This window comes from Ruegeria intermedia (assembly GCF_900129345.1).
GTDB classification, from domain to species: Bacteria; Pseudomonadota; Alphaproteobacteria; order Rhodobacterales; family Rhodobacteraceae; genus Ruegeria; species Ruegeria intermedia.
The window spans coordinates 51,454-69,467 of the sequence record NZ_FQVK01000023.1 but is presented as its reverse complement, the minus strand read 5'-3'; the positions used below and the strand labels follow the sequence as shown (position 1 = coordinate 69,467).

The following is an 18,014-nucleotide window of genomic DNA, read 5'->3' as shown; positions in this document are numbered from 1 at the left end:
TGTTGATTTCGCCGATCTCGAGACCAGCCCGCTCTGCCCAAAATATCTTTTCTGCGGGACGAATGTCCGGCAATGCGCTAACATATTGCCGGGCACCAAATTTTAGGCTCTTGTTCCTGTAAAGTTCGCCATCAGGCTACAAGATAGTAAACGGCTGGCCATTGCGGGCGCCTTTTTTCGTTTCAGGGTATGATGCCACGGCAACCCCCAACGGAACGAGGTATTTCATGCAGAAGGTAAACGGCATCGGCGGCGTATTCTTCCGCGCCCGCGATCCGAAGGCTCTGTCGCAATGGTACGAGACCCATCTGGGCGTCAATCACTATGATCCGGTCCCATGGAAGCAGCGCGAAGGCTACACCGTGTTTGCCCCGTTCGCAGCGGATACGGACTATTTCGGCGATGCGGCGCAGCAATGGATGATCAATTTCCGAGTCGACGATCTGGCGGCCATGGTCGACCAACTGCGCGCGGCTGGAATCGAGGTGGAGACCCGCGACGAATGGAACAGCGAGATCGGAAAATTCGCCCGCCTGCACGACCCCGAAGGCAATCCGATCGAGCTCTGGCAGCCAAATCAATGAGATAGAGTGATTGTATGCCGTTGTATTCCTGTAAGTATATGAAATAAAAAGAGAATTGATGATTTGATGTGGTGTCGTATATTGCCCCTGACCAAACGGAGCCGAAAATGACGCCAATCGAGGATCATCCGCTGCGCTATGCGCTGGCCAACGAATTGCACGCGCGGCCGTTCCCCGTGGCGCAGGCGCCGTGCACGGTCGTTTTCCTGGCGATCAAGAAACCGGTCGATGCAGTTGCGCGCGACCGCAGCAAGGACATGGCGCATCTGATCGCCCTGCTGGACCGTCACGGTGCCCAGCATCCGCAACCGGACGCGACGCATTATTCGGGCCAGATAGGCCGGCACTGGCTGAAGTGGGAGCACCACACGGAATTCGTGACCTACACGGCCATCACTCAGAATGTCAGCGAGCGCGCCTTCAACCCTGCCGATTTCGAGGTTTTCCCCCCCGACTGGTTGGCAGCCAGCCCGGGCCTGCGTGTGACCTCGATCATGCTGCGGGTGGTGCCCCGTCCTGACGATGACGCTGTTCAGGCCGCGCTGAACGACTGGTTCGAACCCGAAAGCCTGGCGGTGTCGCGAGTGCTGGACGACTCGGCCATCTGCGCCAGTGATTTCCGCATCGATCCGGCCGGCCACATGCGGTTTGCCTTGTTCGTGTCCGAGGGCACCGGGCGCAGGCGCACGGGCCGGATCATCCAGCGGCTGTGCGAGATCGAGACCTACAAGGCGATGTCGATGCTGGGCTTTGCCCGGGTCAAGGCGCTGATGCCTCGCATTGGCGAACTGGACCGGCAGTTGACCGACCTGATGGGCGAGATGACCAAGGACACGACCCATCCCGACGATCTGTTGCCGCAACTGCTGGCCACCTCGACCGAGCTCGAGACGCTGTCGGCGCGGTCGGCCTTTCGATTTGCGGCCACCGCCGCCTATGAGGCGATCGTTCATCAACGGATCGAAGTCCTGCGCGAGGTTCGGTTTCGGGGTCGCCAGACCTTCGCCGAGTTCATGATGCGCCGCTATGATCCGGCCATGCGCACGGTCAAGGCGACCGAACGGCGGCTGCAGGCCCTCTCGGACCGGGCCATCCGCGCCGGAGACCTTTTGCGTACCCGCGTTGACGTCGAGCGCAGCGCGCAAAACCAGGCCTTGTTGGAAAGCATGGACCGCCGCTCGGATCTGGCGCTGCGGTTGCAGCACACGGTCGAAGGGTTGTCGGTGGTTGCCATCAGCTATTACGCGGTGTCGCTGGTCAGTTACCTGCTGTATCCGCTGACCAGGGCCGGAATAAGCAAAGGCATGCTGACCGCCGCTGTGACACTGCCGGTTGTGCTTGCGGTCTGGGCCGCGATCCGGCGTATTCGCCGCAAGCTGGAATAGCTGCGGCTTGCCAATCCGCAGGGCGCCTGTATTGCTGCAACGCACGCAATTCACAGGTGGGGCAGAGCAATTGATCGAATTGGTTTCAGCCTGGCGAGCCGTGGCCGCCATGTTCATCCTGAATGGCGCCCTGTTCGGCATCTGGGCCTCGCGCATTCCGGCCGTCCGTGACCGTCTGGGGCTGAGCCACGAGGAGCTGGGCTATGGCCTGCTGTTCATGGCGGCCGGGGCGGTGTGTTCCTTTCCCGTCACCGGACGCCTGACCGACAGGTTTGGCGCGGTGACCGTGACGCGGGTGATCGCGGTTTTGTACACAGCCTCACTGATCCTTCTTGCGGCCGCCGACAGCTTCGCCACGCTGGCTGCGTTCCTGTTCATTTTCGGGGCCTTCCACGGCTCGATGGATGTGGCCATGAACGCCTGGGCCGCCGAGGTCGAGCAGGCCTATGCCAAACCGGTGATGTCCTCGTTCCACGCGGTGTGGAGCCTGGGCGCCGGGCTGGGAGCGCTCAGCGGCTATGGCGCGGTTCAGATGCAACTTGCAGTTCTGCCGCATTTCCTACTGGCCGGTGGGGCAACCGTCGCGCTGGCGCTTGCCCTGTCCTGGGTCCGATGGACGTCGCGGCGGGTGCAGTCCGACGGCGCCGCGATCTTTGCCTTGCCCAGAGGCATTCTGGTTCTGGTCGGGCTGACCGCGATGTGCGGCGCGTTGGGCGAGGGGGCAGTGGCTGACTGGAGCGCCATCTTTCTGCGGGATGTCACGGGTGTGGCTGAAAGCGTTGCGGCCTTGGGTTATGCCGTCTTTTCGGTGTCCATGGTTGCCGTGCGGCTGTTGGGCGGCCTTGTGATCGCCCGGTTCGGACCGGTGCCCGTGGCCCGGGTCAGCGGAGCCTGCGCGGCCGTGGGCGTATTCCTGGTGCTATCGGCCGGGGGCGCGGTCGGGGCGCTGAGCGGCTTTGGGCTGATGGGCGTGGGCTATGCGGTGATCATGCCGCTGGCCTTCAGCCGGGCCGCGAACGACCCGCATGTTCCGCCGGGGCAGGCCATCGCCAGTGTCGCCACCTTGGGGTACGGAGGTCTGCTGATCGGCCCTCCGCTGATCGGGCTTCTGGCGGGGATCCTGTCGCTGCGGCTGGCCTTTGCCGTCCTGCTGCCGCTGGCCGTGGTGATCGTGGTGTTGGCCGGCGCGCTCAGGCGCGCCGACTGACTTTGGGTCAGCGTCCGCGGATCCGCGGATCGAGCGCATCGCGCAGGCCGTCGCCCAGATAGTTCACGCTGAGAACGGTCAGCGAGATCGCAAGGCCGGGCCAGAACACACGCTCGGGGTATTGCTGCAGATAGTCGACGCCATCGAACAGCAGCCGGCCCCAGGTGGGGAAGTCAGGCGGGAAGCCCAGCCCCAGGAAGGACAGCGCGCTTTCGGTGATGATCGCCGTGGCGATGCCCAGCGTGGCCGACACCATGATCGGAGACAGCACGTTGGGCAGGATGTGCCGGGTGATGATCTGCGTGTTGCTGGTGCCGATCGAGCGAGCGGCCAGAACGAACTCGCGTTCCTTGATCGCCAGCACGTCGCCGCGCACGATCCGCGCGGTCGGCATCCACGAGGTGATGCCGATGGCGCAGACGATCAGGATGAAGATCCCCCGCTCGAGCCCGAACGCAGCGGACAGAGGCTCGCGGAACAGCAGCATCATCACCAGCAGCAGCGGCAGCAGCGGCAGGGCCAGGAACAGATCGGTCAGGCGCATCAGCGGCCCGTCCAGCCGCTTGAAGAACCCCGCGATCACGCCGATGAACGACCCCAAAAACAGCGCCAGCAGCATCGCGGTGATGCCGACCGAGACCGAGGTCTGACCCCCGGACATCATTCGCGCCATGATGTCCCGGCCCAGCTGATCGGTGCCGAACGGATGGGCCCAGCTGGGCCCCTGGTTGCGGGCGCGGATGTCGATCTGGGTCGGGTCGATGGTCCACAGGAACGGGCCAAGATAGACGGCCGCGACGATGAAGATGAACAGCATCGCGCCGACCATGGCGCCCTTGTGGGTCTTGAACTGGTCCCACACGTCGCGCCACTGGCTGCGGGGCGGGGCGGTGAATTCCTCGACCACGTCCGCCGCCGGCAGAACGGTCGAAGCGGGCGCAAGCCCTTCGTCGGGGACAAAGCGATCCTTGTCAGTCATAGCGGATCCTCGGGTCCAGAATGCCATAGAGAACGTCGGCGATCAGGTTGAACAGGACGATCAGCACGGCAAAGATGAAGGTCAGGGTCTGCACCATCGGCAGGTCGTTGGCCTGGATGGCACCGATCAGCAGCTGGCCGATGCCGTTCACCTTGAACACCTGCTCGGTGATGATGGCGCCGCCGAAGATCGACGGAATCCCCAGCGCGATCACGGTGACCACCGGGATCATCGAGTTGCGCAGGACATGCACCATGACCACGGTGTATTCGCTCAGGCCCTTGGCGCGCGCGGTGCGGACGTAATCCTGGTTGAGGTTGTCCAGCATCGAGGCGCGCATGAACCGGCTGAGCTGCGCGGTGATCTGCAGCGCCAGCACCATAACAGGCATGATCATCTGTTTCAGCTGAACGACGAAGCTGTCCCAGTCATTGACCACATGCGTCGTGTCATAGATCGACGGGAACCAGCCCAGCTGGACCGAGAAGATCACGATCACCAGCACCCCCGAGAAGAACGGCGGAACCGAGAAGCCGACCATCGACACGAAGGTGCCCATCTGGTCGAACCAGGAATACTGGCGATAGGCCGAATAGATGCCGATGGGCAGGGCGATCAGGATGGCGACCACATAGGCGGTGCCGACCACCCAAAGGGTCTGCGGGATGCGCTGAACGACGATGTCCATGACGGGCGAGCGGGTCTGCCACGAAATCACCCGAAGGTCACCTGCGGAAAAACTGGTGCCGAAGATGTGGTCGACCAGAACCTGCGGTTCGATCCAGAAGAACTGCACGATCCATTTCCAGAACCGGACATGCATCGGTTGGCCGAGGCCAAGCGCCTCGCGCATCTTCTCTTTGACTTCGGGCGGAACGGTCAGCGGAACCTGCGCCATCGGGTCGCCGGGGGCGAGCTCGAGCAGCAGGAAAATGACGAGACTGATGAACAGCAGCGTCGGAACGGCCAGGATCAGTCGTCGAATGGTGAAGTTGAGCATTCAAAGGCGCCTTTGTGCATGCGTCTTTTCGTTGGGGTGGATGCAGGAAGCCGCGCCCCGATAGGCACCGGGGCGCGGCAGTGCAAGTCTGACGCTTAGGAACCGGTCTTGCGGTACCAGTCAGCGATGTTCCACAGTTCGCTGTCCCACACGTTCAGAACAACGCCACCCAGCGTGTTCGAATGTGCCGACAGGCGGCCACGGTGTACCAGCGGGATCATCGCGCCGCCCATGACGGCCATGTCGTTCAGCTTTTTCGCGATCTCGGCGCGGGCTTCCAGGCCGGCGGTCTGGGCCAGCTTGGCATGCAGCGCGTCATATTCCGGGTCGCACCAGCGCGAGATGTTTTCGCCCTGCCACTGGGTTTCCGGACGCGGAGCCTTGTCGCACAGCATGTTGCCCAGATACGACTGCGGATCGGTGCCGTTGAAGGTGTTGGCGTACATCTGCACGTCGGCATAGAACTTCTGGAACGTGTCGGGCGAGCCCGGATCACCACCGAAGAAGACCGACGCGTTGATGTTGCGCAGCTCGGTTTCGATGCCGATCTGGCTCCACCATTCCTTGATCAGCGCCTGGAAGTCCTGGCGGACGGCGTTGGTCGAGGTCTGATAGACGATCTTCAGCGGCACGCCGTCCTTCTCGCGGATGCCGTCGCCGTCGGTGTCGACGATGCCGGCATCATCCAGCAGCTTTTTCGCGCCTTCGATGTCCTGCTTGTCGCAGGTCATGGTGGTCGAATTGAACGCAGCCGGGGCGGGGACCCAGTTGCAGGTCACTTTGCCCGCCTGGCCATAGCCGATCTCGACCAGCAGCGGACGGTCGATTGCCAGAGACATGGCGTTGTACACCGCCGGGTCGGTCAGGAACGGATGCGGATGCTTGGCCGTCGAACGTTCGCCTTCCGGCAGTTCAGGCGACGGGTTGGTCTGGTTCAGCATGATGCGCTCGACCAGCGGGCCGAAGCCGGCCACCGGAGTGCCCTTGCCGCCGGCCTGCATCTGCGAGATCACCTCGGGGGCCAGCTGCAGGTTCCAGGCATAGTCGAACTCGCCAGTTTCCATCACGGCGCGTCCGGCCGCGGTGGCATCGCCGCCGCCCTTGAAGGTCACGGTGGCAAAGGCGGGCTTGTTCGGGTCACGATAGTTGTCGTTGGCCTTGAAGGTGATCACGTCGTTCGGCTTGAACTCGGTGACGACGAACGGGCCGGTGCCGATCGGGTTGAAGTTCTGCTCGGTGCATTCCGGCGCCTTGGCGCCCATGCAGTTTTCGAACTGGGCCTTCTGGATGATCGGGCTTTCCCCGCCCACGAACGGGCCATAGGGGAAGGGGGTCGGCTTGTCGAAGGTGACCTTGACGGTCAGATCGTCCAGGGCCTCGACGCTGGTGACGCCTTCGAACTTGGTCACCTGCGCACAGCCGCCTTCGGGATGCATGCAGTAGTCGGCGGTGAACTTGACGTCGGCCGCGGTGAAGGGCGAGCCGTCCGACCAGGTGATTCCGGGCGCGATCTTCCAGGTGATCGAGGTCAGATCCTCACTGACGCCGCCATTTTCCACGGTCGGGATTTCGGCCGCCAGATAGGGCACCATGTTGCCGTCCTGGTCATAGCGGGCCAGCGGTTCGATCACCAGCGAGGCCGCCTCGACATCCTTGGTGCCGCCCGACAGGAACGGGTTCAGGATCGAGGGCGCCTGCCAATAGATGATGCTGACATTGCCGTCCGATCCGCGCTCGGCCATGGCCATCGGGGCCAGTGCCGTGCTTGCAATCGCACCGAGCAAAAGGGCTTTAATTTTCATCATACACTCCTTGTTGGACACATTCGTGTCTCGATTTTTCCGCAAGGCCTGCGGATTTGGCGTTGCCGCGCCTGGGGCAAGCTGCTGTGACGAAAAGAAAAAAGACTTCGTTTCTTGCGGCCTGCGCAGGTTTTTCGGCGCGGTTACGCGGGGTATCGAAACAGAGTTTTCGAAAATTGCAAGCCTTGCCGCTGCGAAATCTGGCAATGGGTTTGACTTTTCCCGCTTTGCCGCCTTAGCGTTCGACACCAAAATCTAACAAGCCCTCAGGGAGAGCGCGCGCGTGCTGGACCAGCCTATTGCCGAGATCAGAAAACTTCGGGTCGAGTTTCAAACCAAGGATGGCCCGGTCGTGGGGGTCGAGGATGTCTCGTTCGAGGTCCATCCGGGCGAAACCGTCTGCATCGTGGGCGAATCGGGGTCGGGCAAATCGGTGTCGTCGCTGTCGCTGATGCGGCTGGTGGAATTCGGCGGGGGCAAGATCGCGGGCGGCGAGTTGCTGTTCGACCGGCGCGACGGGAACAAGCTGGATCTGGCCAGGGCCGATCAGGACCTGATGAAGCAGATTCGCGGCAACGAGATCGGGATGATCTTTCAGGAACCGATGACCGCGCTGAACCCGGTCTTCACCGTGGGCCGGCAACTGACCGAGGGCCTGCGGATCCACAAGAACATGTCCAAGGCGCAGGCCGAGGCGCGCGCGCTGGAGCTGCTGAAACAGGTCCGCATCCCCGAACCGGAACGTCGACTCAAGCAGTACCCGCACGAATTGTCGGGCGGGATGCGCCAGCGGGTGGTGATCGCCATGGCGATGGCCTGCGAGCCGCGCCTGCTGATCGCCGATGAACCCACCACGGCGCTGGACGTGACGATCCAGGCCGAGATCCTGGCCCTGATGGACCGGCTGAAACGCGAAACCGGCACGGCGGTGATGTTCATCACCCATGACATGGCCGTGGTCGCCCAGATGGCCGACCGCGTCGTGGTCATGTATCGCGGCAACAAGGTCGAAGAGGGCACCGTCACCGAGATTTTTGAGAACCCCCGGCACGATTACACCAAGGCCTTGCTGGCCGCGGTGCCCAAGCTGGGCGAGATGCGCGGCAAATCCGCGCCCGAACCGATGAAGCTGCTGGGGGTCGAGGGTCAGAACATCGCTCCGATTCCCGGAACCGAGGACGTGCTGCTGACGGTCCGCAACCTGACCACGCGGTTCCCGGTCAAGGGCGGGCTGCTGCGCCGCACGATCTCGAACGTGCATGCGGTCGAGGACGTCTCGTTCACGCTGAACCGGGGCCAGACGCTGAGCCTGGTCGGTGAATCCGGCTGCGGCAAGTCCTCGGCGGGGCGGTCGATCCTGCGGTTGGTCGAGCCGCTGTCGGGCGAGGTGGACCTTGATGGCGTCGACATCATGAAGCTGGACCAGAAGGGCCTGCGCAAGGCCCGGCTGGACATGCAGATGATCTTTCAGGACCCGTTCGCCTCGTTGAACCCGCAGATGCAGCTGGTCGACCAGGTGGCCGAGCCGATGCGCAACTATGGCGTGGCCTCGGGGTCGGAGCTGCAGGACCGCGTGGCGCAGCTGTTCGACAAGGTGCACCTGCCGCGCAGCTTCATGCGCCGTTACCCGCACGAGATGTCGGGCGGCCAGCGCCAGCGCATCGCCATCGCGCGCGCCCTTGCGCTGAACCCCAAGCTGATCATCGCTGACGAGGCCGTTTCGGCGCTAGACGTGTCGGTGCAGGCGCAGGTGCTGAACCTGATGATGGAACTGCAGTCCGAACTGGGGCTCAGCTATCTGTTCATCAGCCACGACATGGCCGTGGTTGAACGTGTCAGCCACCATGTCGGTGTGATGTATCTGGGCCGGATCGTCGAACTGGGTCCGCGGGCGCGGGTGTTCGAGAACCCCCAGCACCCCTATACTCAGGCGCTGATGAAGGCGGTTCCGATCGCGGACCCGAACCAGCGGAAATCGGAAAAAGACTTGAATTTCAAACCGATCCCGTCGCCCATTCATCCGATCGACTATCAGCCCGCGCCGTCGGAATACCGCGAGGTCGAGCCGGGGCATTTCATTCTGACCACCGACAGCGGGTATTGAGCGCGATGGCGCGGCGCCTGACACCGCTTGAAATCATGACGCGGCTGATCGCGTTCCCGACGGTCAGCCGCGACACCAATCTGCCCCTGATCGATTGGGTCCAGGACTATCTGGCGAGTCATGGTATCGAATCCCACCGATGGCCCGATCCCGACCAGCCGCACAAGGCGGCACTGTTCGCCCATATCGGGCCGTGGGATGAAGGTGCCGTCGTCCTGTCGGGCCATACCGACGTGGTGCCGGTGGACGGGCAGGCCTGGGGCAGCGATCCCTTCACGGTCACCGAGCGCGACGGCAAGTATTTCGGGCGCGGCACCTGCGACATGAAAGGGTTTGACGCGCTGGCGATCTGGGCATTGGTCGAGGCGCATCACGCGGGCGTGGCCCGTCCGCTGCAACTGGCGCTGAGTTTCGACGAAGAGGTCGGCTGTACCGGCGCTCCGCCGATGATCGCGGCGATGCAGCAGGTTCTGCCCAAGGGCTCGGTGGTGATCGTGGGCGAGCCGTCGATGATGCAGACGGTGACCGGGCACAAGGGCAGCTATGGCTATGACACGCATGTGGTGGGCCACGAAGTCCACAGCTCGCGCCTGCACGAAGGGGTGAATGCCATCATGCATGCGGCCCCCCTGATCGACTGGGCCAATCAGCAGAATGCAAAGAACATGGCCGCGCAACCCGGCGCGCTTGCGGCGGCGTTCGACCCCCCTTGGACGACGTGCCACGTGGGCATGATCGAGGGTGGGACGGCGCACAACATCACGGCCAAGAATTGCCGGTTCATGATGGATTTCCGCGTGGTACCCGGCGAAAGCGCCGCCGCATGGCGCGACGCCTATCTGGCGCAGGTGCGCGCGGTCGAGGCGCGGATGCAGCAGGTCCGCCCCAAGACGCGAATCGACGTGGTGCCCAGCTTTGCCGTTCCCGCGCTGACCCCCGAGCCCGAGGGCGAGGCCGAGGCGCTGGTCCGCTCGCTGACCGGCGACAACGCGACCCATGTCGTCAGCTATGGCACCGAGGCGGGGCAGTTCCAGGAGGCCGGCTATTCGGCCGTGATCTGCGGGCCGGGCGACATCGCCCAAGCGCACAAGCCCGACGAATTCATAACCGTTGCCCAGTTCGATGCCGGGCACCAATTCATGCAGCGGTTGGTCCGGAAACTGGCCGCCTGATTTTTTTGTTTTAGCCCAAGGCCTTCGGCTTGGATGCTGGTAGTGGAGGAAACGTGCATGCCCGTCAGAAACCGTTTTGCCGAATTGCATCCCGAAATCACCGCGTGGCGGCGTGACATTCACCAGAACCCCGAGCTCCTGTACGACACCCACCGAACCAGTGCGCTGGTTGCGGAAAAGCTGCGGGAATTCGGCTGTGACGAGGTGGTGACGGGGATCGGCCGCACCGGCGTGGTCGGCGCGATCAAGGGCAAGACCGACACGCAGGGCCGGGTGATCGGCCTGCGGGCCGACATGGATGCGCTGCCCATGCAGGAGCAGACCGGGCTGGACTATGCCTCGCAAACGCCGGGGGCGATGCATGCCTGCGGCCATGACGGTCACACGGCGATGGTTCTGGGGGCGGCGAAATACCTGGCCGAGACGCGCAATTTCGACGGCACGGCGGTGGTGATCTTTCAGCCGGCTGAAGAGGGCGGGAACGGCGCCGAGGCGATGTGCCGGGACGGGTTGATGGACCGTTTCGGCATTCAAGAGGTCTATGCCATGCACAACGTGCCGGGCCTGCCTACGGGGCAATTCGCCATCCGCTCGGGGCCGTTGCTGGCGGCGGTGGACGAGTTCGACATCCATCTGGACGGGCGCGGCGGGCATGCGGCCAAACCGCACGAAACGGTGGACACCACCGTCATGCTGTCGCAACTGGTGGTGGCCCTGCAGACCATCGTGGCGCGCAATACCGATCCGACCCTGCAGGCGGTGCTGTCGGTTACCTCGGTCGAGACCTCTTCGACCGCGTTCAACGTGATCCCGCAATCGGCGCGCGTGCGGGGCACGGTACGCACCCATTCCAACGAAATGCGCGATCTGGTCGAGCGCCGCCTGACCGAGGTGACGCAAGGCGTGGTCGCCGCGATGGGCGGAACCGCGCGCGTGACCTATACCCGTTGCGTGCCGGTGACGATCAACGCCGAAGCGCCCACGCAGCATGCCGAGGCCGCAGCCATCGCCGTGGGCGGCAGTTGCCTCGAGGCGCCGATGGTCATGGGCGGCGAGGATTTCTCGTTCATGTTGCAGGAACGGCCGGGTGCGTTCATAGTTCTGGGCAATGGTGACAGCGCCGGGCTGCACCACCCTGAATACGATTTCAATGACGAGATCATTCCGATTGGATGCTCATGGTTTGCCGAAATGGTCGAAATCCGGATGCCGGCGGCCTGAGGCTTTGAAGGAGAGAGAAAGCGAAAATGCCGATCAAGAACCGATTTGCCGAATTGCAGGATGAAATCACCGCATGGCGACGAGACCTGCACGAAAACCCCGAGATCCTGTTCGAAACCCACCGCACCAGCGCGGTGGTGGCGGAAAAGCTGAAGGAATTCGGCTGCGACGAAGTGGTCACGGGGATTGGCCGCACCGGCGTGGTCGGCGTGATCAAGGGAAAGGCCGACACCAAGGGCCGGGTGATCGGCCTGCGGGCCGACATGGACGCGCTGCCGATCCACGAGGCGACGGGCCTCGACTATGCCTCGAAAACGCCGGGGGCGATGCATGCCTGCGGCCATGACGGACATACCGCGATGCTGCTGGGCGCGGCAAAATACCTGGCCGAGACCCGCAACTTCGATGGCACCGTGGTGGTGATCTTCCAGCCCGCCGAGGAAGGCGGCGGTGGCGGCCGCGAGATGTGCGAGGACGGCCTGATGGACCGCTGGAACATCCAGGAGGTCTACGGGATGCACAACTGGCCGGGCAAGCCGGTCGGCAGCTTCTCGATCCGGCCGGGGGCGTTCTTCGCCGCGACCGACCAGTTCGACATCACCTTCGAGGGGCGGGGCGGGCACGCGGCCAAACCGCACGAGACGGTGGACACGACCGTGATGGCGGCGCAGGCGGTTCTGGCGCTGCAGACCATCGCGTCGCGCAATGCCGATCCGATCGATCAGGTCGTCGTCTCGGTCACCTCGTTCGAGACCTCGTCGAAGGCGTTCAACGTGATCCCGCAGAAGGTGCAGATCAAGGGCACCGTACGCACCATGAGCAACGAGATGCGCGACCTGGCCGAAAAGCGGATCAAGGACATCTGCACGGGCATCGCGGCCACGTTCGGCGGTACGGCCGACGTGACCTACATGCGCGGCTACCCGGTCATGGTGAACAGCGACGCACAGACAGAATTCGCGGCCCAGGTGGCCAAGTCGGTCTCGGGCGATTGTGAAGAGGCGCCGTTGGTCATGGGCGGAGAGGACTTCGCCTATATGCTGGAAGAGCGCCCCGGCGCCTATATCCTGGTCGGCAATGGTGACACGGCGATGGTTCACCACCCGGAATACAACTTCAACGACGAGGCGATCCCTGCCGGGTGCAGCTGGTGGGCCGAGATCGTCGAACAGCGGATGCCCGCAGCCTGACACCTTGGCGGGGGTGCAGGCCCCCGCTGCCGCTGGCGGTCAGGGGCCTGCGTCCTCCAGACCCAGTTTGTCGCATAGCGTATCAGCAACCGCATCCAGCGCCGATTTCTGGGTGTTCACGCAGGACTGCGCCGCCGCTTGCGCCGCTGCCAGCGCCGATTCGTCAGACAGCCAGAGCTCGACCGCCTTGGCCAGATCGGGTGCCGAAGCGACTTCGACCGCGCCGCCGCTGTCCACCAGCGGGGCAAATGTCTCGGCGAAATTGTAGTAACCCGGCCCGGTGATCACCGCGGCGCCAGCCTGCGCCGGCTCGAACGGGTTGTGGCCGCCGATCTCTTTCAGCGACCCGCCCAGAAACACGATCGGGTACAAAGCGTACCAAGTTCCGGTTTCGCCCAGCGTATCGGCCACATAGACCTGCGTGTCGTGGGTGATCGGCTGCCCGGCGCTGCGCAGAGCATGGCTTTGACCCGCGGCATCGATCAGGGCGCAGACCTCGTTCCGCCGTTCCGGGTGGCGGGGGATCAGCAGCAGCAGCAGGTCGGGCCAGCGGTTCAGCAATTCGGCATGGGCGGCCAGAACGGTCTCCTCCTCGCCGGCATGGGTCGAGCTGGCGATCCAGACTGGCCGCGCGCCGATCTGCGCGCGGATCTGCGTCAGCGTGTCTTGATCCACCGGCAGCGGATCGGACATGGCCTTGAGGTTGGTTCCGGGCTGCACCAGATCGGCGGGCGCGCCCATGGCGATCAGGTTTGCGGCCGTTCGGTCGTTTTGCGTCAGGAACAGGCGGAACTGGCTCAGGACATAGCGGGCGGTGTCGGGGCGCTTCTTCCACCCGGCCACCGATTTCTCGGACAGGCGCGCGTTCAGCAGGGCCAGAGGCGTTCCACGCCGGGCGGTCTCGACGATCAGGCGTGGCCAGATCTCGCTTTCGACGAAGACGCCGGCATCGGGCCGCCAGTGATCCAGAAATCGCGCCACCGGGCCGGTGCTGTCCAGCGGGGGATATTGGTGGCGGGTCCGCGGCGGCAGACGTTTTTCCACCAGCGCCGCCGAGGTCGGGGTGCCAGAGGTGATCAGGAACTGCGCATCCTCAATCCGTTCGCTCATGCGCTTGATCAGGCTCAGAACCGACAGGCTCTCGCCCACGCTGGCCGCATGGAACCAGATCAGCCGACCGTCCGGCCGGGGCTGGCTCGCATGGCCCAGCCGCTCGCGCTGACGAATTTCGGAAACACCGGCCGACTGCAGCTTGGCGCGAACGGTGCGCCAGGCCAACGGCATGGCGACGGAAGTCAGCGCGCAATACAGCCGATACAGCGCCGTGGGTCGCCCCGGCAAGTCTGTCATGTCAGCCGCCCGTGTGGCTCATGTGACGGGTCATCTGGCCGTCGATCTTCTGGCGGGAATAGTCGAAATCATGGCCCTTGGGCTTGAGGGTGATCGCCGCGCGGATCGCCTGTTCCAACGGCTCTTCGCTGTTGGGGTGGTCGCGCAGGGGGGCGCGCAGGTCGGCCATGTCCTCCTGGCCCAGGCACATGTACAACTCGCCCGTGCAGGTCAGGCGTACCCGGTTGCAGCTTTCGCAGAAATTATGGCTGAGCGGCGTGATGAAACCGATCTTCTGCCCGGTTTCCTCGAGCCGGACATAGCGCGCCGGGCCGCCCGTGCGCTCGGCCAGATCGGTGACGGTATAGTGGTTTTCATACTCGGCCCGGACGTCTTTCAGCGACCAGTACTGGTCCAGCCGATCCTCGTTGCCGATGTCACCCATGGGCATGACCTCGATCCAGGTCAGGTCCATGTCGCGCTCGGCGCACCAGCGCGTGATCTTGGGCAGTTCTTCCTCGTTGAACCCTTTCAGGGCCACCGCGTTGATCTTGATGCGCAACCCGGCCTTCTGCGCGGCATCGATCCCCCCCAAGACCTGTTTCAGCCGCCCCCAACGGGTTATCCGGGCGAACTTGTCCTCGTCCAACGTGTCGAGCGAGACATTCACCCGCCGCACCCCGGCAGCATAGAGATCGTCGGCGAACCGGGCCAGTTGCGAGCCATTGGTGGTCAGCGTCAGCTCTTTCAGCGCGCCGCTGTCCAGATGCCGGGTCATCGAGTCGAAGAATCCCATGATCCCACGGCGCACAAGCGGCTCGCCCCCCGTGATCCGCAGCTTTTCCACGCCCAGCCGGATGAAGGTCGAACACATCCGGTCCAGCTCTTCCAGCGTCAGCAGCTCTTTCTTGGGCAGAAAGGTCATGTTTTCCGACATGCAATAGACACAGCGGAAATCGCAGCGGTCCGTGACGGAGACGCGGAGATAGGTGATTGCGCGGGCAAACGGGTCGATCAGCGGAGCAGTCATGGTCAATAGGTAAAGCGCACCGTGCCGTGCGACAAGTCAGAACTGCGCCTGAGGGGTGGAACGCGGGCGCGGGCAGAGGTAGGCTGCGCGCATGCGATACCTGTTTGTTCTCCTCTCTGCGTTTCTGACCGGCTGCGATGCGGTGCGGCAGACCTTGGACCGGTCGCCAGAAGCGCCGACCGTTCAACCGGATGCGGTGGTCACCGAAACCGAGGTCGTCGCGGCGCAGCCCGTTGCGGCGGCGCAACCCGGTTGGAGCGGTGCGAAACGCACGATCGCGGGGTTGGGCGATCCGAACAAGCCGGGGCGCTGGCTGGAAACGCCATTGGTGCAGGCCGAGCGGAATGGCCGGGTCGTGGTGGCGAAGACCGGGGCGCAGGCCTATGTGACGCTGGTTCCCGCACCGGGCCCCGAGGGGGGCGGCGGGCGGCTGTCGCTCGAGGCGATGCGCGCCCTGCTGGTGCCGTTTGACGAACTGGTCGAGCTGGACGTCTATTCCGACTGATCTTTCAGGTACTTGCCGGCCTCTTTGCGGGCAAAGGGCTTCATCGCGTCACCGTGCGCGGCCAGAAACGCCCGGACCCGGTCGGGGTCATGTTTGGAAAGGTCGCGCAGCCACCAGGCCACCGCCTTCTGGATGAACCAGTCGCGATCGGGGACATAACCGGCGGCCCACCCCAGAATTCGGTCGCGGTGCTCTAGGTCTTCGGGCTTGGGGTGGTTCTGCTTGGTCCAGGGCAGGGTGGCGACCAGTGCCGCGCGCCGGGTCCACATGTGATCCGACGTCGTCCAGGTTTCGACCTGGTCCAGCCGCGAAGGGGCAGCCCACAGGCGCTTTTGCATGGCCATGCTGGCATGATCGGCCACCGCCCAGGCGTCGAAATCGGGCAGCCAGCTTTGCAGCAGGTCCCAAACCGCCTGATCGGGGCGGATGCGCGCCTGCGTCAGCAGCTTGGCGGCGGCCAGCCGGGCCTCGTGGATGTTGGTCTGCCACAGCTGATCGGCCAGCGCGACACGGGCGTCCACGTCCAACTGCTGCCGCCAGCTTTTGGTCAGATCATTCAGCACCGGGTTCGGTACCCCAAGATAGGGACGATCGACCTTGTGATAGGCCGCCATCTGGGTGGCCCGGTCCGGGTCGGCAAACGCCTTGATCTGGTCCAGAGGGCTGTCCGGCATGACGGCTTACTCGACCGTGACGGATTTCGCCAGGTTGCGGGGCTGGTCCACATCGGTGCCCTTGGCGACCGCCGTGTGATAGGCCAGCAGCTGCGCGGGCACCGAATACAGGATCGGCGCGACCGAGGCGTGGGCATGCGGCATGCGGATCGTGCTCCAGACCCCGTCCTTGGCATCTGCGATCCCGTCGTCGTCCGAGACCAGAATGACCTTGCCCTTGCGTGCCATTACCTCTTGCATGTTCGACACGGTTTTGTCGAACACCGCATCGCGCGGGGCCATGACCACCACGGGCATGTGCTTGTCGATCAGGGCGATGGGGCCGTGCTTCAGCTCGCCCGAGGCATAACCTTCGGCGTGGATATAGCTGATTTCCTTGAGTTTCAGCGCGCCTTCAAGGGCCAGCGGGTACATCAGGCCGCGCCCCAGAAACAGAACGTCGCGCGCCTCGGACAGGCGCTGGGCGGATTTCCGGATCGCCTCCTCCTGGTCCAGCGCGGCGTTCAGCAGCGTCGGCAGACCGCGCAGCGCGGCGGCGTGATCGGCCAGCGCATCGTCGTCCAGCGTTCCCCGGTCGGCCGCGGCCTTGAGCGCCAGCATCAGCAGAACGCTCAGCTGGCAGGTGAAGGCCTTGGTCGAGGCCACGCCGATCTCAACCCCGGCGTGGATGGGCAGCGCCAGGTCGCTTTCCCGCGCGATCGAGCTTTCGGGGACATTGACCACCGACACGATCTTGTCGGCCTTGCCCTCGCAATAGCGCAGCGCGGCCAGGGTGTCGGCGGTCTCGCCCGACTGGCTGACGAACAGGGCCAGCGTGCGGTCGGTGATCGGCGGTTCGCGATAGCGGAACTCGCTGGCGATATCGACCTCGACGGGCATCCGGGCCAGTTGCTCGAACCAGTACTTGGCGGTCAGGCAGGCATAGAAGGCCGTGCCGCAGGCCACCATGGTCAGGCGGTCCAGCTTGGAGAAATCAAGATCCGTGTCCGGCAGAACCACCCGGTCGCTGCCGGTGGGCAGGTACGAGCGGATCGCCTCGGCCACCACCACCGGCTGTTCGGCGATTTCCTTGGCCATGAAATGCTTGTGCCCGCCCTTGTCGGTCCGGGTCTGATCCAGCTGAATCTTGCGGATCTCGCGGTTTGCGATCTCGCCCGCCTCGTTGCGGATCTCGACCGAAGTGCGGGTGACCACGGCGCGGTCGCCTTCTTCCAGATAGGTGATCCGGTCGGTCAGCGGCGCCAGCGCGATGGCGTCCGAGCCCACGAACATCTCGCCATCCCCGTGCCCGATGGCCAGCGGCGAGCCCTTGCGGGCGGCGACGATCAGGTCATCCCGCCCGTCGAACAGGAAGGCCAGCGCAAAGGCGCCTTGCAGCCGGTCGATGGTCTTGAAGGCGGCCTCGACCGGGCTCAGCCCCGATTTCAGGTAGAATTCGGTCATCAACGCGACGGTTTCGGTGTCGGTCTCGGTCTGGAAATCGATTCCGTTCTCGGCCAGTTCGGCCCGCAGCTCGCGATAGTTTTCGACGATGCCGTTGTGGACCACGGCAACCGGTCCGGCCTGATGCGGGTGCGCGTTGCTGACCGAGGGTGCGCCATGGGTCGCCCACCGCGTGTGGCCGATGCCCGACTTGCCGGGCAGGGGGTCATGCACCAGCAGGTCGCTGAGATTGACCAGCTTGCCCACCGCGCGCCGACGGCCCAGCTTGCCGCCGTTCACGGTTGCGATGCCCGCACTGTCATAGCCGCGGTATTCCAGCCGCTTCAGCGCTTCGACCAAGATGGGCGCCGCCTCGTGCTTGCCCAATACGCCAACAATTCCACACATTT

General features: G+C 64.2%; 16 protein-coding genes. 9 read left to right on the top strand and 7 right to left on the bottom strand.

The window, feature by feature from the left end; all coding sequences use genetic code 11:
- Positions 1-227: 227 nt before the first annotated feature.
- From F3H26_RS15300 to F3H26_RS15290, 3 genes are all read left to right on the top strand, one after another.
- Positions 228-584 (top strand): VOC family protein, encoded by a 357-nt coding sequence (locus F3H26_RS15300; RefSeq protein WP_149776878.1) that lies wholly within the window; start codon positions 228-230, stop codon positions 582-584.
- 107 nt (positions 585-691) lie between these two features.
- Positions 692-1,969: a DUF3422 family protein gene (locus tag F3H26_RS15295; protein WP_149776877.1), complete on the top strand. Its 1,278-nt coding sequence runs from the start codon at positions 692-694 to the stop codon at positions 1,967-1,969.
- 109 nt (positions 1,970-2,078) lie between these two features.
- Positions 2,079-3,176 (top strand): MFS transporter, encoded by a 1,098-nt coding sequence (locus F3H26_RS15290; protein ID WP_223162527.1) that lies wholly within the window; start codon positions 2,079-2,081, stop codon positions 3,174-3,176.
- A gap of 7 nt (positions 3,177-3,183) precedes the next feature.
- On the opposite strand, the gene F3H26_RS15285 is transcribed toward F3H26_RS15290, so the two are convergent.
- The 3 genes from F3H26_RS15285 to F3H26_RS15275 all read right to left on the bottom strand — a co-directional run bounded on the left by F3H26_RS15285 (position 3,184) and on the right by F3H26_RS15275 (position 6,957).
- A complete protein-coding gene (locus F3H26_RS15285; protein ID WP_149776875.1) occupies positions 3,184-4,155 on the bottom strand; it encodes an ABC transporter permease in 972 nt (323 codons plus the stop codon).
- A complete protein-coding gene (locus F3H26_RS15280) occupies positions 4,148-5,155 on the bottom strand; it encodes an ABC transporter permease (protein WP_149776874.1) in 1,008 nt (335 codons plus the stop codon). The genes F3H26_RS15285 and F3H26_RS15280 overlap by 8 nt, the downstream gene beginning before the upstream one ends.
- Before the next feature lie 95 nt (positions 5,156-5,250).
- Positions 5,251-6,957, bottom strand: coding sequence for a peptide ABC transporter substrate-binding protein (locus F3H26_RS15275; RefSeq protein ID WP_149776873.1), 1,707 nt, complete (start codon positions 6,955-6,957; stop codon positions 5,251-5,253).
- A 25-nt stretch (positions 6,958-6,982) separates the two neighbouring features.
- Here F3H26_RS15275 and F3H26_RS15270 point away from each other — a divergent pair, with 25 nt between their 5' ends.
- The 5 genes from F3H26_RS15270 to F3H26_RS15250 are packed head-to-tail and all read left to right on the top strand — an operon-like array spanning position 6,983 to position 12,644.
- Complete coding sequence (locus F3H26_RS15270; protein WP_149776872.1) at positions 6,983-7,216, top strand: hypothetical protein; 234 nt, start codon at positions 6,983-6,985, stop codon at positions 7,214-7,216.
- Between the two features lie 24 nt (positions 7,217-7,240).
- Complete coding sequence (locus F3H26_RS15265) at positions 7,241-9,061, top strand: ABC transporter ATP-binding protein (RefSeq protein WP_149776871.1); 1,821 nt, start codon at positions 7,241-7,243, stop codon at positions 9,059-9,061.
- A gap of 5 nt (positions 9,062-9,066) precedes the next feature.
- Positions 9,067-10,233, top strand: coding sequence for an acetylornithine deacetylase (gene argE / locus F3H26_RS15260; RefSeq protein ID WP_149776870.1), 1,167 nt, complete (start codon positions 9,067-9,069; stop codon positions 10,231-10,233).
- Between the two features lie 57 nt (positions 10,234-10,290).
- Entirely contained in the window at positions 10,291-11,454 is a 1,164-nt protein-coding gene (locus F3H26_RS15255) for a M20 aminoacylase family protein (RefSeq protein ID WP_149776869.1), read from the top strand.
- A 26-nt stretch (positions 11,455-11,480) separates the two neighbouring features.
- Positions 11,481-12,644 carry a M20 aminoacylase family protein gene (locus F3H26_RS15250; protein WP_149776868.1) on the top strand — a complete coding sequence of 388 codons (1,164 nt, stop codon included), beginning with the start codon at positions 11,481-11,483 and terminating at the stop codon, positions 12,642-12,644.
- A gap of 39 nt (positions 12,645-12,683) precedes the next feature.
- On the opposite strand, the gene F3H26_RS15245 is transcribed toward F3H26_RS15250, so the two are convergent.
- Both F3H26_RS15245 and moaA read right to left on the bottom strand, forming a co-directional pair.
- Complete coding sequence (locus F3H26_RS15245; protein WP_149776867.1) at positions 12,684-13,994, bottom strand: 3-deoxy-D-manno-octulosonic acid transferase; 1,311 nt, start codon at positions 13,992-13,994, stop codon at positions 12,684-12,686.
- A gap of 1 nt (position 13,995) precedes the next feature.
- Positions 13,996-15,003 (bottom strand): GTP 3',8-cyclase MoaA, encoded by a 1,008-nt coding sequence (gene moaA, locus F3H26_RS15240; protein ID WP_149776866.1) that lies wholly within the window; start codon positions 15,001-15,003, stop codon positions 13,996-13,998.
- Between the two features lie 91 nt (positions 15,004-15,094).
- Here moaA and F3H26_RS15235 point away from each other — a divergent pair, with 91 nt between their 5' ends.
- Positions 15,095-15,508 carry a hypothetical protein gene (locus tag F3H26_RS15235; RefSeq protein ID WP_149776865.1) on the top strand — a complete coding sequence of 138 codons (414 nt, stop codon included), beginning with the start codon at positions 15,095-15,097 and terminating at the stop codon, positions 15,506-15,508.
- Here F3H26_RS15235 and F3H26_RS15230 read toward each other — a convergent pair.
- Both F3H26_RS15230 and glmS read right to left on the bottom strand, forming a co-directional pair.
- Positions 15,496-16,182, bottom strand: coding sequence for a DNA alkylation repair protein (locus tag F3H26_RS15230; RefSeq protein ID WP_149776864.1), 687 nt, complete (start codon positions 16,180-16,182; stop codon positions 15,496-15,498). The two genes, F3H26_RS15235 and F3H26_RS15230, sit on opposite strands and share 13 nt — an antisense overlap.
- Before the next feature lie 6 nt (positions 16,183-16,188).
- A complete protein-coding gene (gene glmS / locus F3H26_RS15225; protein ID WP_149776863.1) occupies positions 16,189-18,012 on the bottom strand; it encodes a glutamine--fructose-6-phosphate transaminase (isomerizing) in 1,824 nt (607 codons plus the stop codon).
- Positions 18,013-18,014 lie beyond the last annotated feature (2 nt).

Excerpts from the sequence above, each read along its gene's own strand:
- F3H26_RS15300 (WP_149776878.1), top strand. The coding sequence starts at position 228 with ATGCAGAAGGTAAACGGCATCGGCGGCGTATTCTTCCGCGCCCGCGAT.
- F3H26_RS15295 (WP_149776877.1), top strand. The coding sequence starts at position 692 with ATGACGCCAATCGAGGATCATCCGCTGCGCTATGCGCTGGCCAACGAA.
- F3H26_RS15290 (WP_223162527.1), top strand. The coding sequence starts at position 2,079 with ATGTTCATCCTGAATGGCGCCCTGTTCGGCATCTGGGCCTCGCGCATT.
- F3H26_RS15285 (WP_149776875.1), bottom strand. The coding sequence starts at position 4,155 with ATGACTGACAAGGATCGCTTTGTCCCCGACGAAGGGCTTGCGCCCGCT.
- F3H26_RS15280 (WP_149776874.1), bottom strand. The coding sequence starts at position 5,155 with ATGCTCAACTTCACCATTCGACGACTGATCCTGGCCGTTCCGACGCTG.
- F3H26_RS15275 (WP_149776873.1), bottom strand. The coding sequence starts at position 6,957 with ATGAAAATTAAAGCCCTTTTGCTCGGTGCGATTGCAAGCACGGCACTG.
- argE (WP_149776870.1), top strand. The coding sequence starts at position 9,067 with ATGGCGCGGCGCCTGACACCGCTTGAAATCATGACGCGGCTGATCGCG.
- F3H26_RS15255 (WP_149776869.1), top strand. The coding sequence starts at position 10,291 with ATGCCCGTCAGAAACCGTTTTGCCGAATTGCATCCCGAAATCACCGCG.
- F3H26_RS15250 (WP_149776868.1), top strand. The coding sequence starts at position 11,481 with ATGCCGATCAAGAACCGATTTGCCGAATTGCAGGATGAAATCACCGCA.
- F3H26_RS15245 (WP_149776867.1), bottom strand. The coding sequence starts at position 13,994 with ATGACAGACTTGCCGGGGCGACCCACGGCGCTGTATCGGCTGTATTGC.
- moaA (WP_149776866.1), bottom strand. The coding sequence starts at position 15,003 with ATGACTGCTCCGCTGATCGACCCGTTTGCCCGCGCAATCACCTATCTC.
- F3H26_RS15235 (WP_149776865.1), top strand. The coding sequence starts at position 15,095 with ATGCGATACCTGTTTGTTCTCCTCTCTGCGTTTCTGACCGGCTGCGAT.
- F3H26_RS15230 (WP_149776864.1), bottom strand. The coding sequence starts at position 16,182 with ATGCCGGACAGCCCTCTGGACCAGATCAAGGCGTTTGCCGACCCGGAC.
- glmS (WP_149776863.1), bottom strand. The coding sequence starts at position 18,012 with ATGTGTGGAATTGTTGGCGTATTGGGCAAGCACGAGGCGGCGCCCATC.